The following is a 15,142-nucleotide window of genomic DNA, read 5'->3' as shown; positions in this document are numbered from 1 at the left end:
ATCGGCGCACAGGCGGACGTCTCGACCGGCACTGAGACAATGGGCCGGTGAGTCGAGTCATCGCGGGAAGCGCAGGAGGGCGGCGGCTGGCCGTGCCGCCGGGGCGGGGGACCCGCCCCACGAGCGACCGGGCCAGGGAGGGGATCTTCTCCACCGTGGGGTCGCTGCTCGGCTCGCTGGACGGGGCGAGAGTGCTGGACCTCTACGCCGGATCCGGCGCGGTCGGGCTGGAGGCGCTGTCGCGGGGGGCGGTCCACGCGCTGCTCGTGGAGTCCGACGCCAAGGCGGCGCGGACGATCAGGGCGAACATCGCGACCCTCGGGCTGCCGGGGGCCCTGCTCGCCGCCGACCGGGTCGAGCGGGTGCTGGAGCGGGGCACCGAGGAGCCGTACGACCTCGTGTTCGCCGATCCGCCCTACGCGGTGACCGACGAGGCGGTGGACGCCGTGCTCGGGCAGCTGCGGGACCACGGCTGGCTGGCGGAGGACGCGCTGGTCGCGGTGGAACGGGAGAGCCGGGGGAAGGACCTGGTGTGGCCCACCGGATACGAGGAGGAGAGGGTCCGTCGTTACGGCGAAGCGTCCGTTTGGTACGGTCGCGCCGCCGGGAATCCATAGAGCAGGGGGTACACCTTGCGTCGCGTTGTCTGCCCGGGGTCTTTCGATCCCGTTACCAACGGTCATCTGGACATCATCGGCCGGGCTTCCCGGCAGTACGACGAGGTTGTCGTAGCCGTCCTGATCAACATCGAGAAGAAGAGCCTGTTCACGGTCGAGGAACGCATCGAGATGCTCCAGACCGTGACCAAGGAGTACGGCAACGTCCGCGTGGACAAGTTCCACGGTCTGCTGGTGGACTACTGCAAGCAGCAGGAGATCCCCGCCATCGTGAAGGGTCTGCGCGCTGTCAGTGACTTCGACTACGAGCTCCAACAGGCCCAGCTCAACTACCGGATGTCCGGCGTCGAGACGCTGTTCATGGCGACCGGGCCGGAGGTGTCGTTCCTGTCGTCCAGCCGTATCAAGGAGATCGTCCGGTACGGCGGGAGCGTGGCCGGGCTGGTCCCCGACCTCGTGCAGGAGCTCCTGGTCGAACGGCTCAGGGGCTAGCTGCTGGTATTCTCTTGTTTTGGCCTTGCACAACGGCGGTGATTCGCCATGCCTGATGAGAGCGGAATGACTCTGCGCAGCCTCGATCCCCGAGCCCCCTGGGTAATCTCCACCCATGATCTGGGCAGGCGACCGGGTTCGATGCTCCAGATCACCCGCACTCTCCCGGCACCGGCGGAGATCGGCGTTGACATGATCGGTGTCCCCAGGGGCACCGATGTCGAGCTGGAGATCCGGCTCGAGGCGGTCATGGAAGGTGTGCTCGTCACGGGCACGGCGCGAACCCCGCTGCGGGGGGAGTGCGCACGGTGTCTGGAACCGGTCATCTCGGAAACCGAGGTGGGCTTCCAGGAGCTGTTCTTCTACTCGGCAGAGGATGCTGCCGAGGGTGACTCGATCCTCGACGGTGAACTGCTCGATCTCGAGCCCACGTTCCGCGACGCGGTGGTTCTCACACTGCCGCTGAGCCCGGTCTGCAGTGAAGACTGCACGGGGCTCTGCGTGGAATGCGGGATCAGGCTCGCGGATGCCGAGCCTGATCACAAGCACGAGGTGATCGATGCCCGCTGGGCCAAATTGCAAGGTCTGATTCCGGAACATAACAACGATCAGGAGAGCTGACGTGGCTGTCCCCAAGCGCAAGATGTCGCGGAGCAACACTCGCTCCCGCAGGTCGCAGTGGAAGGCCGCCGCGGTTTCGCTCGTGAGCTGCCCCCAGTGCCGCTCGCCGAAGCGTCCGCACGTGGCGTGCCCGACCTGCGGCACTTACAACCGCCGTCAGGTGATCGAGCCCTCCGCCTGATCGCATTCTGACTGACGGATGCCGGCCGGGTCCTTCTGGTCCCGGTCGGCGTCACCGTCTGCACCACAATGCGATGGCGGTCCGCCCGCGGCTGTGGTGGACGCCGGGGTTCGCGGTAACGCGTACCCTCCCGGCGCCCACCACGTCTTCGGGCAATTCTCGTTCTCCCCTTCGCCATCGCGCATTCGATGAGAACCGTGCGAGGAGAAGACGTGGGTATGAGCGTTAAACCGGTGGCCGTCGAGTTCGTCAGGGACGAGCTGGAGCGCGTCCTTTCGGTGCGGCTGGACGTCGCGATCCTGGAGCGGGCGATGACCCACCGCTCCTACGCCTACGAGAACGGCGGCCTGCCCACCAACGAGCGCCTGGAGTTCCTCGGCGACTCGGTGCTGGGGCTGGTGGTCACCGACACCCTCTACCGCAACCACCCCGACCTGCCCGAGGGGCAGCTGGCCAAGCTCAGGGCCGCGGTGGTCAACATGCGCGCCCTCGCCGACGTGGCCCGCACGCTGGGCCTGGGCCGCTTCCTGCGGCTCGGCCGGGGGGAGGAGGGGACCGGGGGACGCGACAAGTCCTCGATCCTCGCCGACACCCTTGAGGCGCTCATCGGCTCGGTCTACGTCAACAGGGGCCTGGACGAGGCGTTCCGGGTCGTCCACCTGCTCTTCGACCCCCTCATCACCCGTTCGGCCTCGCTGGGCGCCGGGCTCGACTGGAAGACCTCGCTCCAGGAGCTCACCGCGTCCGAGGCGCTCGGCGTGCCCGAATACCACGTCGAGGAGAGCGGACCCGACCACGCCAAGTCCTTCACCGCCGTCGTCCTTCTCGGCGGTGAGGAGTACGGCTCCGGGTCCGGCCGTTCGAAGAAAGAGGCCGAGCAGCAGGCCGCCGAGGCGGCCTGGAACCGGATCCGCCAGGACCGGGACAAGCGCGAAGCCAGCTGACCCGTTCGAGGAGGGGCCCATGCCCGAGTTGCCCGAGGTCGAGGTCGTACGGCGTGGCCTGGAGCGCTGGGTGTCCGGGCGGGTCATCGCCCACGCCGAGGTGCTGCACCCGCGGGCGATCCGGCGGCACGTCCCCGGCGCGGAGGAGTTCTCCTCCCGCCTGAAGGGCCGCACGATCGGCTCCGCCGAGCGGCGGGGCAAATACCTCTGGCTGCCCCTCGACGGCTCCGACGCGATCCTGGCGCATCTGGGGATGAGCGGGCAGCTGCTGGTGGTGGAGCCCGGCTCGGCCCCGGAGAGGCATCTCCGCGTCCGGATCGGCTTCACCGACGGCGGCCCTGACCTGCGCTTCGTCGACCAGCGGACCTTCGGCCACGTGCTGGTGACCGCGATGGCCCACTCAGGCGGCCGGCCCGTGCCGGAGCCGATCACGCACATCGCGGCAGACCCGTTCGAGGAGCACTTCGACGAGGACCTGTTCGGCCGCCGCCTGCGTGCCAGGCAGACCGAGGTCAAGCGGGCGCTCCTGGACCAGTCGCTGATCAGCGGCGTCGGCAACATCTACGCCGACGAGGCGCTCTGGCGGGCCCGGCTGCACGGGGCCCGGCCCACGGGGGCGCTGACCCGCCCGAAGATCGCCGAGCTGCTGGGCGCCGCCCGCGAGGTGATGGCCGCGGCGCTGTCCGAGGGCGGCACATCCTTCGACAGTCTCTACGTGAATGTCAACGGCGAGAGCGGTTACTTCGACCGGTCGCTCGCCGTGTACGGCAGGCGGGACGAACCCTGTCCGAGGTGCGGCGCCCCGATCATCAGGGAGTCGTTCATGAACCGTTCCTCCTACAGCTGCCCCCGCTGCCAGCCCCGCCCGAGAAGGGCCGGGGCATGACGGCGGTCCGGTTGACCGCCTGGGCCAGAGGTCGCGTGCAGGGCGTGGGTTTCCGCTGGTGGACACGGGCGCGGGCGCTGGAGCTCGGCCTGGTGGGCTGGGCGAGGAACACTCCCGACGGGCGGGTGGAGATCGTGGCGGAGGGCTCGCGGGAGGCCTGCGCCAGCCTGCTGGAACTGCTCCGCGGCGGTGACGCGCCGGGCCGTGTCGACGGGGTCGTGGAGCGCTGGAGCGAGGCCAAGGGGGGATCGGCTGGTTTTGTGGAGCGTTAGCCGTTCCTTTAACCCCCTAAAATGAGGTATATTTTACCGTTGGGAGTGCCCACAGGTGCATCCGAGCGGAGCGTTCAACTTGACCGTCTCCCTCACCAGTGCGACTCTTGATAAGAACCACGCGCACCCCTCCCGCGGCAAGAAGTGCGCGAACCAGTCTGGTCACTCAGCGTGGAGGACCCTTAACCATGGCGAAGGCTCTACTCGGCCACGTCGGCGGTCCTGACCCTCGAATGGTCTCGGAAATGCGCCGTCTCCAGCAGCGTATCCGTGATCTCGAGGCAGAGCTCACCCGGCTCCAGGCCCAGAACGACGAACTCGCGGCCAGCACCCGTGATGAGGCGTTCACCCGCCTGCAGGATCGTGAGCCGGCCCTCACCTAGGGGCCGGGACGAACACACCGTCCAGGGACGCCTCTTCGGGGCGTCCCTTGTCATATCCGGCGTTACGGACAGCCGTCGCGGACGGCGTCAACAGGTGGCGCGAGAAGAAGGCCGGCTGCTCCGGTGTCACCCGGCGGCGGCAGGCCGTGTTCAGGCATCCGCCGGAGACGCCCCCCTCGGCCGGGTCACCCGGCGCCTTCAGGCCTTTCAGTATCGTCTCCGTCCGCGGAGCCCGGATGTCCCGTTCGCCGCAGCCCGGCCAGACCGGGGTGTCCACCGGCCCGGCAACCCGATCCGCCGGATGCCCGGGCCGCACTCGCGCACTCCCCACGGCTGATGCCCGCGGTGTGCGGGCGAGCGTGAGTGAAGAACGGTAGTCTTCCCACGCGGGGCGGGCCGACTGGGCGACGAGGGAAGACACCGGTCGCCGGCACCCGAGCCGTGACGCGCGGCGCCACGGTCCATGGGGCGCACCGGGGAGTGGGGGTTTCTGCGTGTATCTGAAGACTCTCACCCTGCGCGGTTTCAAATCCTTCGCCTCGGCCACCACCCTCCGCTTCGAGCCGGGCATCACCGCGGTCGTCGGTCCCAACGGGTCGGGCAAGTCCAACGTCGTCGACGCACTGGCGTGGGTCATGGGCGAGCACAGCGCGAAGTCGCTGCGCGGCGGCAAGATGGAGGACGTCATCTTCGCCGGGACCTCCTCGCGGGCCCCGCTGGGCCGTGCCGAAGTCACGCTCACCATCGACAACAGCGACGGCGCGCTGCCGATCGACTACACCGAGGTCACGATCAGCCGCCTGATGTTCCGGGCGGGGCAGAGCGAATACGCCATCAACGGCGACACCTGCCGGCTGCTCGACATCCAGGAGCTGCTGTCCGACTCCGGCATCGGCCGCGAGATGCACGTCATCGTCGGGCAGGGCCAGCTCGACCAGGTGCTGCACGCCGGGCCCGAGGACCGCCGGGCGTTCATCGAGGAGGCCGCCGGCGTCCTGAAGCACCGCAAGCGCAAGGAGAAGGCGCTGCGGAAGCTCGACGCGATGCAGGCCAACCTGACCCGCGTCCAGGACCTCGCCACCGAGCTGCGCCGCCAGCTCAAGCCGCTGGGCCGCCAGGCCGAGATCGCCCGCAAGGCCGCCGTCATCCAGGCCGACCTCCGCGACGCCCGGCTCCGCCTGCTCGCCGACGACGTGCTCACCCTGCGGACCACCCTGGAACGGGAGACCGCCGACGAGGCCGCCGTCCTGGCCCGCCGTACGGTGGTGGAGACCGAGCTGGAGCAGGGGCAGGTCGCGGAGGCCGAGCTGGAGGCCGCGGAGGCCGAGGCCCAGCCGCGCCTGGCCACCGCTCAGGAGACCTACTTCCGGCTCTCCTCGCTCCGCGAGCGGCTCAGGGGCCTGGCCGGGCTGGCCGCCGAGCGGCACCGCAACGCCACCGACCCCGCCGTGGAGCGGCGTGGGCGCGACCCGGAGGACTTCGAGCGCGAGGCCGAGGAGGTCCGGGAGCAGGAGCGGGTCCTCGCCGAGCTGCTCGCCGACGAGCAGGAGTCGCTCGCCAGGGCCGTGGCCCAGCGCACCGAGACCGAGAACGCCCTCGCGGCCGAGGAGCGGCGGCTGGCCGCCCAGGCCAGGGCCGCCGCCGACAGGCGTGAGGGGCTGGCCAGGCTCCGGGGCCAGGTCGGCGCCGTGCGCAGCCGGGCCGGAGCGGCCGAGGAGGAGATCGGCAGGCTGGCGCGCTCCCTGGAGGAGGCCGAGCAGCGCGCCGAGCGCGCCCAGGCCGAGCACGACAGCCAGGAGCAGGCCGACCCGGCCGCCGATCCCGCCCTCGCCGAGGAGCTGGAGATCGCCCTGGAGGTCGTCGACCAGGCCAGGCAGGCCGTCGAGGCGGCCAGGGCCGTGGTGGAGGAGGCCAAGGCGGCCGTCGCGGGCCCGAACGCGGGCCTCGGCGCGGCCAAGGCGGCCCTCGGTGCGGCGCGCAAGGCCGACCAGGAGGCGCAGCGCCAGGTCGCCGCGCTGGGGGCCAGGTTCGAGGCGCTGGAGCTGAGCCTGGCCAGGGGCGCGGACGGCGGCGCGGCGCTGCTCGCCGCCGACCTGGCCGGGGTGCTCGGCCCGGTGGCCACCATGCTGACCGTCCGGCCGGGCGCCGAGGTGGCCGTCGCCACCGTCCTGGGCGCGGCCGCCGAGGCCGTCGCCGTGGAGTCCCTGCAGAGCGCGGCGGACGCCATCGACTTCCTCAGGAGCGAGGGCGGCGGCCAGGCCGCCCTGGTCATCGCCGCCGGCGGGGCGGAGACCCCGGCGGCCGCTGTGCCGGTGGCCGGTGCCGAATGGGCGATCGACCTGGTCACCGTCCCCGCGGAGCTGCGGGCCGCCGCCGCGCACCTGCTGGCCGGCGTGCTGGTCGTCGACGACCTGACGACCGCCAGGAAGGCGGTCGACCAGCGGCCGGAGCTGCGGGCCGTCACCCGTTCCGGTGACCTTCTGGGCGCCTACGCCGCCCGGGGAGGTTCGGCCGGCGGCACCTCGGCTCTCCAGATGCGTGCCGCCCTGGACGAGGCGGCCGCCGACCTGGCCACGGCCGGGGTGGCCGCCGAACAGGCCGCGACGGCGATGGAGGAGGCCGCCGAGGCCGAGGGGGAGGCGCAGTCCGCGGTCGAGGCCGCCCAGGCGCGGGTGACCGAGGCGCAGACGGGTGTGCAGACCGCGCAGGCGGGCGTCAACGCGGCGCAGGCCGCGCTGGACCAGGTCCGGACCCGGCAGCGCGACGCCGACCAGCGGGTCGCCGCGGCGGCCCGGAGGCTCGCCCAGCTCGGAGCCGCGGCCGAGGCCGCCCGGGAGGAGTGCGAGCGGCTGGCCGGGGGCGTGCGGGCGGCGCGGGAGGCGCGCGACCGGGACGCGGCCGGGCTGACCGAGCTTGAGGAACGGCTCGCCGCCGCGGAGGAGGGCGAGGGGCTGGAGTCCGAGCCCACCACCGAGATCCGCGACGAGCTCGCCGAGGTCTGCTCGGTGGCCAGGCAGGCCGAGATGGAGGCCCGCCTCGCCGTACGGACGGCCGAGGAGCGGGTCAGGGGCCTGGAGGGCAAGGCCGACGGCCTGGTGCGCGCGGCCGAGCGGGAGCGCGAGGAGCGCGCCAGGGCCGCCGACCGGCGCGAGCGGCGGCGCAGGCAGGCGCAGGTCGCCCAGGCGGTGGTCCGGGGGACCGAGCTGACGCTGCGGGCGCTGGAGGCCTCACTGGCGGGCGCCGCGGCCGAGCGCGACGAGGCCGAGCAGGCGCGCGGGCAGATCGACGCCTCGCTCAAGTCCGTCCGGCTCCGGGTCCGCGAGCTCTCCGGCGAGCTGGACAAGCTGGTCAACCGGGCGCACGGCAGCGAGGTGGCCAGGACCGAGCAGCGGATGCGCCTGGAGCAGCTGGAGGCGCGGGCGGTGGAGGAGTTCGGCGTCGAGTCCGGCACGCTCATCGCCGAGTACGGCCCGGACGAACCGGTCCCCACGGGGGACGGCGACCCGGTGCCCTACGTCCGGGAGGAGCAGCAGAAGCGGGCCAAGGCGGCCGATCGGCAGATGGCCCAGCTCGGCAAGGTCAACCCGCTGGCGCTGGAGGAGTTCGCGGCGCTGGAGGAGCGGCACGCCTTCCTCACCTCGCAGCTGGAGGACCTCAAGAAGACCCGCCGCGATCTGCTGCTGGTGGTCAAGGAGGTGGACGACCGGGTCGAGCAGGTGTTCACCGCCGCCTACCACGACGTGGCCCGCGAGTTCGAGACGATCTTCACGCGGGTGTTCCCCGGAGGCGAGGGCAGGCTGCTGCTCACCGACCCGGAGAACATGCTGACCACCGGGGTCGAGGTCGAGGCCCGGCCGCCGGGCAAGAAGGTCAAGCGGCTGTCGCTGCTGTCCGGCGGCGAGCGGTCGCTGACCGCCGTCGCCTTCCTCGTCTCCATCTTCAAGGCGCGGCCCTCGCCGTTCTACGTGATGGACGAGGTCGAGGCCGCGCTGGACGACACCAACACCCAGCGCCTGCTGACCCTGTTCGAAGAGCTGCGGCAGACGTCACAGATCATCATCATCACCCACCAGAAGCGCACGATGGAGATCGCCGACGCTCTGTACGGAGTGTCGATGCGGGGAGACGGTGTCACCCAGGTCATCAGCCAGCGTCTGAGAGAACACGAGGCCGTCTGACCCCAGGAGGTCGGAGCATCCCGGGTCGTCTGGAAAACTGTGGTCTTGTGGAAGCCTATCTCGGCATAATCGCGATCGTTGTCGTCGTCGCCCTGCTTGCGGCAGGCGGCGTGTTCCTGCTGTTCAGGCCGGGGGGCAAGACGGCTCCGCCGCCGGTCGAGCCGCCCGAGGTGCTGCCGATCCCCAAGGAGGGGGAGCAGGCGCCTCCCCGGGGGGCGACCGACGACGACGCGGCGACCACCACTCTCCCGCCTCCGCCGGTCAAGCCGGCCGAGCCCGTGGTCGTCGCCCCGGTCATCGAGGTTCCGCCGCCCTCCGCCGGCCGGATGGTACGGCTGCGCGCCCGGCTGGCCCGCTCGCAGAGCACCCTCGGCAAGGGACTCCTCGACCTGCTCTCCCGGGACCGTCTCGACGACGACACCTGGGACGAGATCGAGGAGACCCTGATCACCGCGGACGTCGGCGTCGCGCCCACCCGGGCGATGGTCGAGGAGCTGCGCACCCGGGTGAAGGTGCTGGGCAGCCGGTCGCCCGAGGAGGTGCGCGGCCTGCTCAAGGAAGAGCTGCTCACCCAGCTCGGCGTCGACCTCGACCGCACCCTGCACGTCAAGCCGCACGGCGAGCGCCCGGCAGTGGTGCTCGTGGTCGGCGTCAACGGCACCGGCAAGACCACCACCACCGGCAAGCTGGCCCGTTCCCTGATCGGCGACGGCAACAAGGTCGTGCTCGGCGCGGCCGACACCTTCCGCGCCGCCGCCGCCGACCAGCTCCAGACCTGGGGAGACCGGGTCGGGGCCGAGGTCGTGCGCGGTCCCGAGGGGGGCGACCCCGCGTCGATCGCCTTCGACGCCGTGGCCAAGGGCATCGAGGACAAGGTCGACGTGGTGATCGTGGACACCGCCGGGCGGCTGCACACCAAGACCGGCCTGATGGACGAGCTCGGCAAGGTCAAGCGCGTCATCGAGAAGAAGGCCACGGTGGACGAGGTCCTGCTCGTCCTCGACGCCACCACCGGCCAGAACGGCATGCGCCAGGCCCGGGTGTTCGCCGAGGTCGTGGACGTCACCGGCATCGCCCTGACCAAGCTCGACGGCACCGCCAAGGGCGGCATCATCATCTCCGTCCAGCGCGAGCTGGGCGTCCCGGTCAAGCTCGTCGGCCTGGGTGAGGGCCCCGACGACCTGGCCCCGTTCGACGCCGAGGTCTTCGTGGACACGCTCCTCGGCGACTGACCGCGCCGACCGGGTCTAGTGGCGCACGCCGACCGGGACGACCAGGGGGGTTCCGGCTACGGGGTCCTCGATCACCTTGGCGTCCAGGTCGAAGACCTCCGCGAGGAGGGGCTCGGTGAGGACCTCGTGCGGCGGCCCGGCGGCGATGACCTTGCCGCCGCGCATGGCGACCAGGCGGTCGGCGTAGCGGGCGGCCAGGTTGAGGTCGTGCAGGACCATCACCACGGTGCGGCCGAGCTCGCCGTGGAGCCTGCGGACCAGCTCCAGGACCTCGACCTGGTGGGCCAGGTCGAGGAAGGTCGTGGGCTCGTCGAGCAGGAGCAGGTCGGTGCCCTGGGCGAGGGCCATCGAGATCCACGCCCGCTGGCGCTGCCCGCCGGACAGCTCGTCCAGCGGGCGCTCGCCCAGCTCGAGCAGGCCGGTCATGGCCAGAGCCTCGCTGACCGCCGCCTCGTCGTCGGAGGACCACTGCCGGTACCACGTCTGGTGCGGGTGCCGTCCCCGGGCCACCAGGTCGGCCACGGTCAGCCCCTCCGGGGCCGTCGGAGCCTGCGGCAGCACGCCGAGGACCTTGGCGACCTCCTTGGTGGGCATCCTGTCGATGCGCTTGCCGTCCAGGAGGACCTCGCCGCCCGACGGCCGGAGCAGCCGTCCCAGCGCGCGCAGCAGCGTGGACTTGCCACACCCGTTCGGCCCGATGATCGTGGTCACCGTTCCGGCCTCGATCCCGAGATCGAGGCCGTCGACGATGACACGGTCGCCGTAGCCCAGCCTGACGTCGACGGCTTGCAGTCTCACGAACGTGCCTCTCTGCGAACACGGATCAAGAGGTAGATCAGGTAGGGGGCGCCGAGGACCGCGGTGACCACGCCCACCGGCAGCTCGACGGGGCTGAACAGGGTCCGCGCGACCAGGTCCGCCGCGGCGGTGAGGACGGCTCCGGCGAGGGCCGAGACGACCAGCGGCGGCTGGCCCACCCCGGCCAGGCGCAGCGCGATCTGCGGGGCGGCCAGGGCGACGAACGCGATGGGCCCCGCGGCGGAGGTGGCCACCGCCGCGAGCAGGACGGCGGCGAGGATCATCAGGCCTCTGGCCAGGTTCATCCGGACGCCCAGGCCGGTCACCGTGTCGTCGCCGAAGCGGAGCGCGCCGAGCGAGCGGGTGCCGGCCAGGGTCAGCGGGATGAGCACGGCGAGCGCGATCGCGACGGGGACCACGTGCTCCCAGCCCCGGCCGTTCAGCGAGCCGCTGATCCAGACCATGGCCCGGCCGCTGTCGGTGACGTCTCCCACGGTCAGCAGCCAGTATTTGACGTTGGTGAACACCGCCGAGACGCCGATGCCGACCAGCACCAGGCGGTAGCCGTCCAGCCCCTTGCGCCAGGCCAGCAGGTAGACGATCAGCGCCCCGGCCAGGCCGCCGGCCAGGGCCATGAGGGGGATGCCCACCTCGGCCAGGGCGCCGCTGGCGCCGCCCGCGGTGCTTCCGGCGGCCACGATGATCGCGACCACGGTCACGCTGGAGCCGGTGGTCACGCCGAGGACGTCGGGGCTGGCCAGCGGGTTGCGGGCGATGGCCTGGGTGATCGCGCCGGCCAGGGCCAGCGCCGCGCCGACGAGGACGCCGGTCAGCGCCCGGGGGAGGCGGAGCTCCATCACGACGAAGTGGTTCGAGCCGTCGCCGATGATCGCCTGGAACACCTCGGGGACGCTCATCGGGATGTCGCCGATGCGCATGCCGAGCGCCATCAGCAGGACCGCGGCGGCCAGCAGGACCAGGGCCACGGTGGCCGAGCGCAGGCGCAGCAGCCAGGAGGCGGAGCCGAGCCGCAGGGACCGTCCGTTCGCGGGCCGTACCGGAGGTTCGTGCGGGAGCCGTACGGGGGAGGAGGTCACAGGCGGACCGGCTTTCTCCGGCGGACCAGGAAGACGAAGAACGGCGCGCCGAGCAGGGCGAGCACGACCCCGACCTCCAGCTCGCCGGGGCGGGCGACCACCCGGCCGATCACGTCGGCGGCGAGCAGGGCCGCGGCGCCGATCAGCCCGGAGTACGGCAGCAGCCAGCGGTGGTCAGGGCCGGACAGCGGGCGGGCCAGGTGGGGGACCATCAGGCCGAGGAAGGCCAGCGAGCCGCAGGCCGCGACCGAGGCCCCGCTGAGCAGCGTGATCGCGGCCACCCCGACGGTGCGGGTCAGGGTGACGTTCTGGCCGAGGGCGCGGGCGACGTCCTCGCCCAGGGAGAGCGCGTTGAGGCCGGGCGCGTTGACCAGGGCCAGGACCAGGCCGACGGCGATGAACGGAAGCACCTGCCAGACGACGTCATCGCCCCGGCCCGCGATCGAGCCCGCCTGCCAGAAGCGGAAGACGTCCATGGCCTGCTCGTCCATCAGGACCAGGGCCGAGGTGAGGGCGTAGAGGAAGGCGCTGACCGCGGTGCCCGCGAGGGCCAGCGTCACGGGGGTGGGGGCGCCGCGGCCGCCGGCCATGCCGAGGGCGAAGACTCCGACGCTGGCGATCAGGGCTCCGGCCAGGCCGAACCAGATGTAGCCGTAGAGGCTGGTGACGCCGAGGACCATGATGCTGAGCACCATGGCGAACGCCGCGCCCTGGGTGACGCCGAGCAGGCCGGGGTCGGCCAGCGGGTTGCGGGTGTGCCCCTGCATGAGCGCGCCCGCGACGCCGAGCGCGATCCCGGCCAGGACGCCGACGGCGGTCCTGGGGATGCGCAGCGACCGGATGATGATGTCGTTCTCGCTGCCGGTCGGGCCGGTCAGCGCGTGCCACACGTCGGCGGGCGGGACCGGCTTCGCGCCGATCATGACGCTCAGCAGGGCCGTGATCGCGAGAGCCCCAAACAGCCCGGCCAGCACGAGCAGGCGATGCCGGTGGACCGCACGGGCCCTTCCACGCGACGGGGGGCGCGTGGCGGCTGCCACTGTGCTCACCTGCGCTCCTCTCGTTTGCCGGATCCCGCACAAGTATGTCAGCTTAGGTATGGCTAAGCTAAATTAGGTTGGCTGTACCTTGAAGGGAACCCTTGATGAGAGCGTTGCGAGCCTTGACCGTGGGCGTTGCGGGAGCCGTACTCTCCCTCGGCCTCGCCGCCTGTGGGGCGAGCACCTCCAGCACGACGGCCGGCTCCGGCGGGACGACCCCGGCTCCGGCGGCGAGCGACGCGGCGGCGTTCCCCCGTACGGTGAAGCACGCCATGGGCGAGGCCCAGATCCCGGCCCAGCCCAAGAGGGTCGTGGCCCTCGACCAGAGCTTCGTGGACGCGGTGCTGACCCTGGAGACCGACGTCGTCGGCTTCACCACCTACCGGGCGATCGACGACAAGCTCCCCGACTACCTGACCCCGGTCCTCGGCCACGCCAAGGAGGCCAAGCCGGTCGGCACGCTGGAGCAGCCGAGCCTGGAGCAGATCATCGCGCTCAAGCCCGACCTGATCGTCTCGGCCAAGGTCCGCCACGAGGCGCTGTACGACAAGCTGTCGAAGATCGCGCCGACGGTGTTCAGCGAGACCACGGGGGCCATCTGGAAGGAGAACCTCAGGCTCATGGGTCAGGCCCTGGGCAAGGAGGAGCTCGCCGAGCAGAAGATCAAGGCCTATCAGGACCGCGCCGCCGCGATCGGCGAGTCGATCAAGGCCAAGGAGGGCAAGATGCCCACCGTCACCGTCGCCCGCTTCGCCGGCGAGCCGACCGTCCGCCTCTACGTGGAGAACTCCTACTCCGGCCTGGTGCTGAAGGACGTCGGTTTCCCCCGCCCCGAGGGGCAGCCGACCACCACTGAAACGATCATGGTGGAGGTCAGCCAGGAGAACATCTCCCAGCTCGACGCCGACCACATCTTCGTCGCCGCCTACGCCGACCCGGCGGTCGAGCCGATCAAGAAGAAGTTCGAGGCCAACCCGCTCTGGGGCAAGCTCAAGGGCGCCAAGCACGACGTCGCCGACATCACCTGGATGAGCGCCGTCGGCATCCAGGGTGCCCACGCCATCCTCGACGACCTGGCCGCGACCTTCGAGGTCGACCCGGCCAAGGCGGCCTGACCGCTCCTTCCGGTCCTTCCGGCCCGGCTCCTCCCTCCGGCCGTCCCGCGCGCGGGACGGCCGGAGGCTCCGCGCGCGACGCCGGGGTCAGGGCTGGGCGAGGAAGGACCTCAGCTCCTCCAGATGGGGGGCGATGTCCAGGCCCCGTTCCGCCAGCCAGGAGTCGTCGTCGTAGGTGCCCCGGTAACGTTCGCCGCCGTCGCAGATCAGCGTGACGACGCTGCCCTGCTCGCCCGCCTGGCGCATCTCCCGCAGGATCTGCACGGCCGCGGCCACGTTGGTGCCGGTGGAGCCGCCCACGTCGCGCCCGGTGACCTCGCGGACCCAGCGCATGGCCGCGATGGACCGGGCGTCGGGGACCTGGATCATGCGGTCGATCACGGTGGGCATGAAGGACGGCTCCACGCGGGGACGGCCGATGCCCTCGATGCGGGAGCCGGGCGCGGTGGCCGCGGCGTCGCCCGAGCACCAGGAGGAGTAGAACGCCGAGCCCTCGGGGTCGACCACGGCCAGGCGGGTGGAGTAACGCCGGTAGCGGATGTAGCGGCCGATGGTGGAGGAGGTGCCGCCGGTGCCGGCGCCGACCACGATCCAGGTGGGCTCGGGGTGGGGCTCCATCTCCATCTGGCTGAAGATGCTCTCGGCGATGTTGTTGTTGCCGCGCCAGTCGGTGGCCCGCTCGGCGTAGGTGAACTGGTCCATGAAGTGCCCGCCGGTCTCCACGGCCAGCCGGTGGGACTCCTCGTAGATGGTTCCGGGATCGTTCACCAGGTGGCACTTGCCGCCGTAGAACTCGATCAGCGCGATCTTCTCCGGCGAGGTCGAGGCGGGCATCACCGCGATGAACGGCAGGCCGATGAGCCGGGCGAAGTAGGCCTCGCTCACCGCCGTCGAACCGCTGGACGCCTCGACGACCGTGGTGCTGGGACCGATCCAGCCGTTCGCCAGGCCGTACAGGAACAGGGAGCGCGCGAGCCGGTGCTTGAGTGAACCGGTGGGGTGGACTGACTCGTCTTTCAGGTAGAGGTTTACCCCCCACCGCGGGGGAAGCGGAAAGACGTGGAGATGGGTGTCGCAGCTTCTATGGGCGTCGGCCTCGACTCGGCGGATGGCTTCGGCCACCCAGGAGCGGGTCTCGGGGTCGTGTCGATCCACGTATTCCATAGACCCAAAGGTATCGCTAGCTGGGGTTATGTGATGATAGACACATGTTCGACCAAATTGAAGGAAGGATGTTACGATAATGAGACTTGTCCGGCTGTAGGGCGTGTTGCACCCGCCATTGG

At 71.3% G+C, this 15,142-nt stretch carries 15 protein-coding genes; 11 read left to right on the top strand and 4 right to left on the bottom strand.

Annotated features, from left to right (window positions below):
- Positions 1-47: 47 nt before the first annotated feature.
- The 10 genes from rsmD to ftsY all read left to right on the top strand — a co-directional run bounded on the left by rsmD (position 48) and on the right by ftsY (position 9,806).
- Complete coding sequence (gene rsmD, locus SROS_RS51755) at positions 48-617, top strand: 16S rRNA (guanine(966)-N(2))-methyltransferase RsmD (protein ID WP_012894384.1); 570 nt, start codon at positions 48-50, stop codon at positions 615-617.
- Positions 618-632: 15 nt separating this feature from the next.
- Complete coding sequence (coaD, locus tag SROS_RS51750) at positions 633-1,109, top strand: pantetheine-phosphate adenylyltransferase (RefSeq protein WP_012894383.1); 477 nt, start codon at positions 633-635, stop codon at positions 1,107-1,109.
- A gap of 66 nt (positions 1,110-1,175) precedes the next feature.
- The gene (locus tag SROS_RS38540; protein WP_012894382.1) at positions 1,176-1,730 is read left to right on the top strand and encodes a YceD family protein; all 555 of its coding nucleotides are present in this window, start codon (positions 1,176-1,178) and stop codon (positions 1,728-1,730) included.
- A gap of 1 nt (position 1,731) precedes the next feature.
- On the top strand, positions 1,732-1,911 hold the full coding sequence (gene rpmF / locus SROS_RS48275; RefSeq protein WP_012894381.1) for a 50S ribosomal protein L32: 180 nt from the start codon (positions 1,732-1,734) through the stop codon (positions 1,909-1,911).
- Positions 1,912-2,129: 218 nt separating this feature from the next.
- Entirely contained in the window at positions 2,130-2,855 is a 726-nt protein-coding gene (gene rnc, locus SROS_RS38535; RefSeq protein ID WP_043653806.1) for a ribonuclease III, read from the top strand.
- A 19-nt stretch (positions 2,856-2,874) separates the two neighbouring features.
- Positions 2,875-3,741, top strand: a complete 867-nt coding sequence (gene mutM, locus SROS_RS38530) for a bifunctional DNA-formamidopyrimidine glycosylase/DNA-(apurinic or apyrimidinic site) lyase (protein ID WP_012894379.1) — start codon at positions 2,875-2,877, stop codon at positions 3,739-3,741.
- Complete coding sequence (locus SROS_RS38525) at positions 3,738-4,013, top strand: acylphosphatase (protein WP_012894378.1); 276 nt, start codon at positions 3,738-3,740, stop codon at positions 4,011-4,013. Before mutM ends, SROS_RS38525 begins: the two co-directional genes overlap by 4 nt.
- Positions 4,014-4,201: 188 nt before the next feature.
- Positions 4,202-4,396 carry a hypothetical protein gene (locus tag SROS_RS38520; protein WP_012894377.1) on the top strand — a complete coding sequence of 65 codons (195 nt, stop codon included), beginning with the start codon at positions 4,202-4,204 and terminating at the stop codon, positions 4,394-4,396.
- A 494-nt stretch (positions 4,397-4,890) separates the two neighbouring features.
- A complete protein-coding gene (gene smc, locus SROS_RS38510) occupies positions 4,891-8,574 on the top strand; it encodes a chromosome segregation protein SMC (RefSeq protein ID WP_012894375.1) in 3,684 nt (1,227 codons plus the stop codon).
- A 47-nt stretch (positions 8,575-8,621) separates the two neighbouring features.
- Positions 8,622-9,806: a signal recognition particle-docking protein FtsY gene (gene ftsY / locus SROS_RS38505; protein WP_012894374.1), complete on the top strand. Its 1,185-nt coding sequence runs from the start codon at positions 8,622-8,624 to the stop codon at positions 9,804-9,806.
- A 15-nt stretch (positions 9,807-9,821) separates the two neighbouring features.
- Here ftsY and SROS_RS38500 read toward each other — a convergent pair whose 3' ends face one another.
- Genes SROS_RS38500 through SROS_RS38490 form a run of 3 tightly spaced genes read right to left on the bottom strand, consistent with a single transcriptional unit; the run spans position 9,822 to position 12,750 of the window.
- Positions 9,822-10,604, bottom strand: coding sequence for an ABC transporter ATP-binding protein (locus SROS_RS38500; RefSeq protein ID WP_012894373.1), 783 nt, complete (start codon positions 10,602-10,604; stop codon positions 9,822-9,824).
- Positions 10,601-11,701 carry a FecCD family ABC transporter permease gene (locus tag SROS_RS38495; RefSeq protein ID WP_012894372.1) on the bottom strand — a complete coding sequence of 367 codons (1,101 nt, stop codon included), beginning with the start codon at positions 11,699-11,701 and terminating at the stop codon, positions 10,601-10,603. The genes SROS_RS38500 and SROS_RS38495 overlap by 4 nt, the downstream gene beginning before the upstream one ends.
- A complete protein-coding gene (locus SROS_RS38490) occupies positions 11,698-12,750 on the bottom strand; it encodes a FecCD family ABC transporter permease (RefSeq protein WP_012894371.1) in 1,053 nt (350 codons plus the stop codon). Before SROS_RS38490 ends, SROS_RS38495 begins: the two co-directional genes overlap by 4 nt.
- Before the next feature lie 95 nt (positions 12,751-12,845).
- Between SROS_RS38490 and SROS_RS38485 the strand changes: the two genes are divergently transcribed.
- Positions 12,846-13,856, top strand: a complete 1,011-nt coding sequence (locus tag SROS_RS38485) for an ABC transporter substrate-binding protein (protein ID WP_012894370.1) — start codon at positions 12,846-12,848, stop codon at positions 13,854-13,856.
- Between the two features lie 87 nt (positions 13,857-13,943).
- Here the strand turns inward: SROS_RS38485 and cds1 are convergent, their stop codons facing one another.
- The gene (gene cds1 / locus SROS_RS38480) at positions 13,944-15,020 is read right to left on the bottom strand and encodes an L-cysteine desulfhydrase Cds1 (protein ID WP_012894369.1); all 1,077 of its coding nucleotides are present in this window, start codon (positions 15,018-15,020) and stop codon (positions 13,944-13,946) included.
- Positions 15,021-15,142: the final 122 nt, after the last annotated feature.

Source organism: Streptosporangium roseum DSM 43021, from assembly GCF_000024865.1.
GTDB lineage: Bacteria > Actinomycetota > Actinomycetes > Streptosporangiales > Streptosporangiaceae > Streptosporangium > Streptosporangium roseum.
Note: the sequence above shows the minus strand (reverse complement) of the source record. Positions and strands in the feature narration are given on the sequence as shown.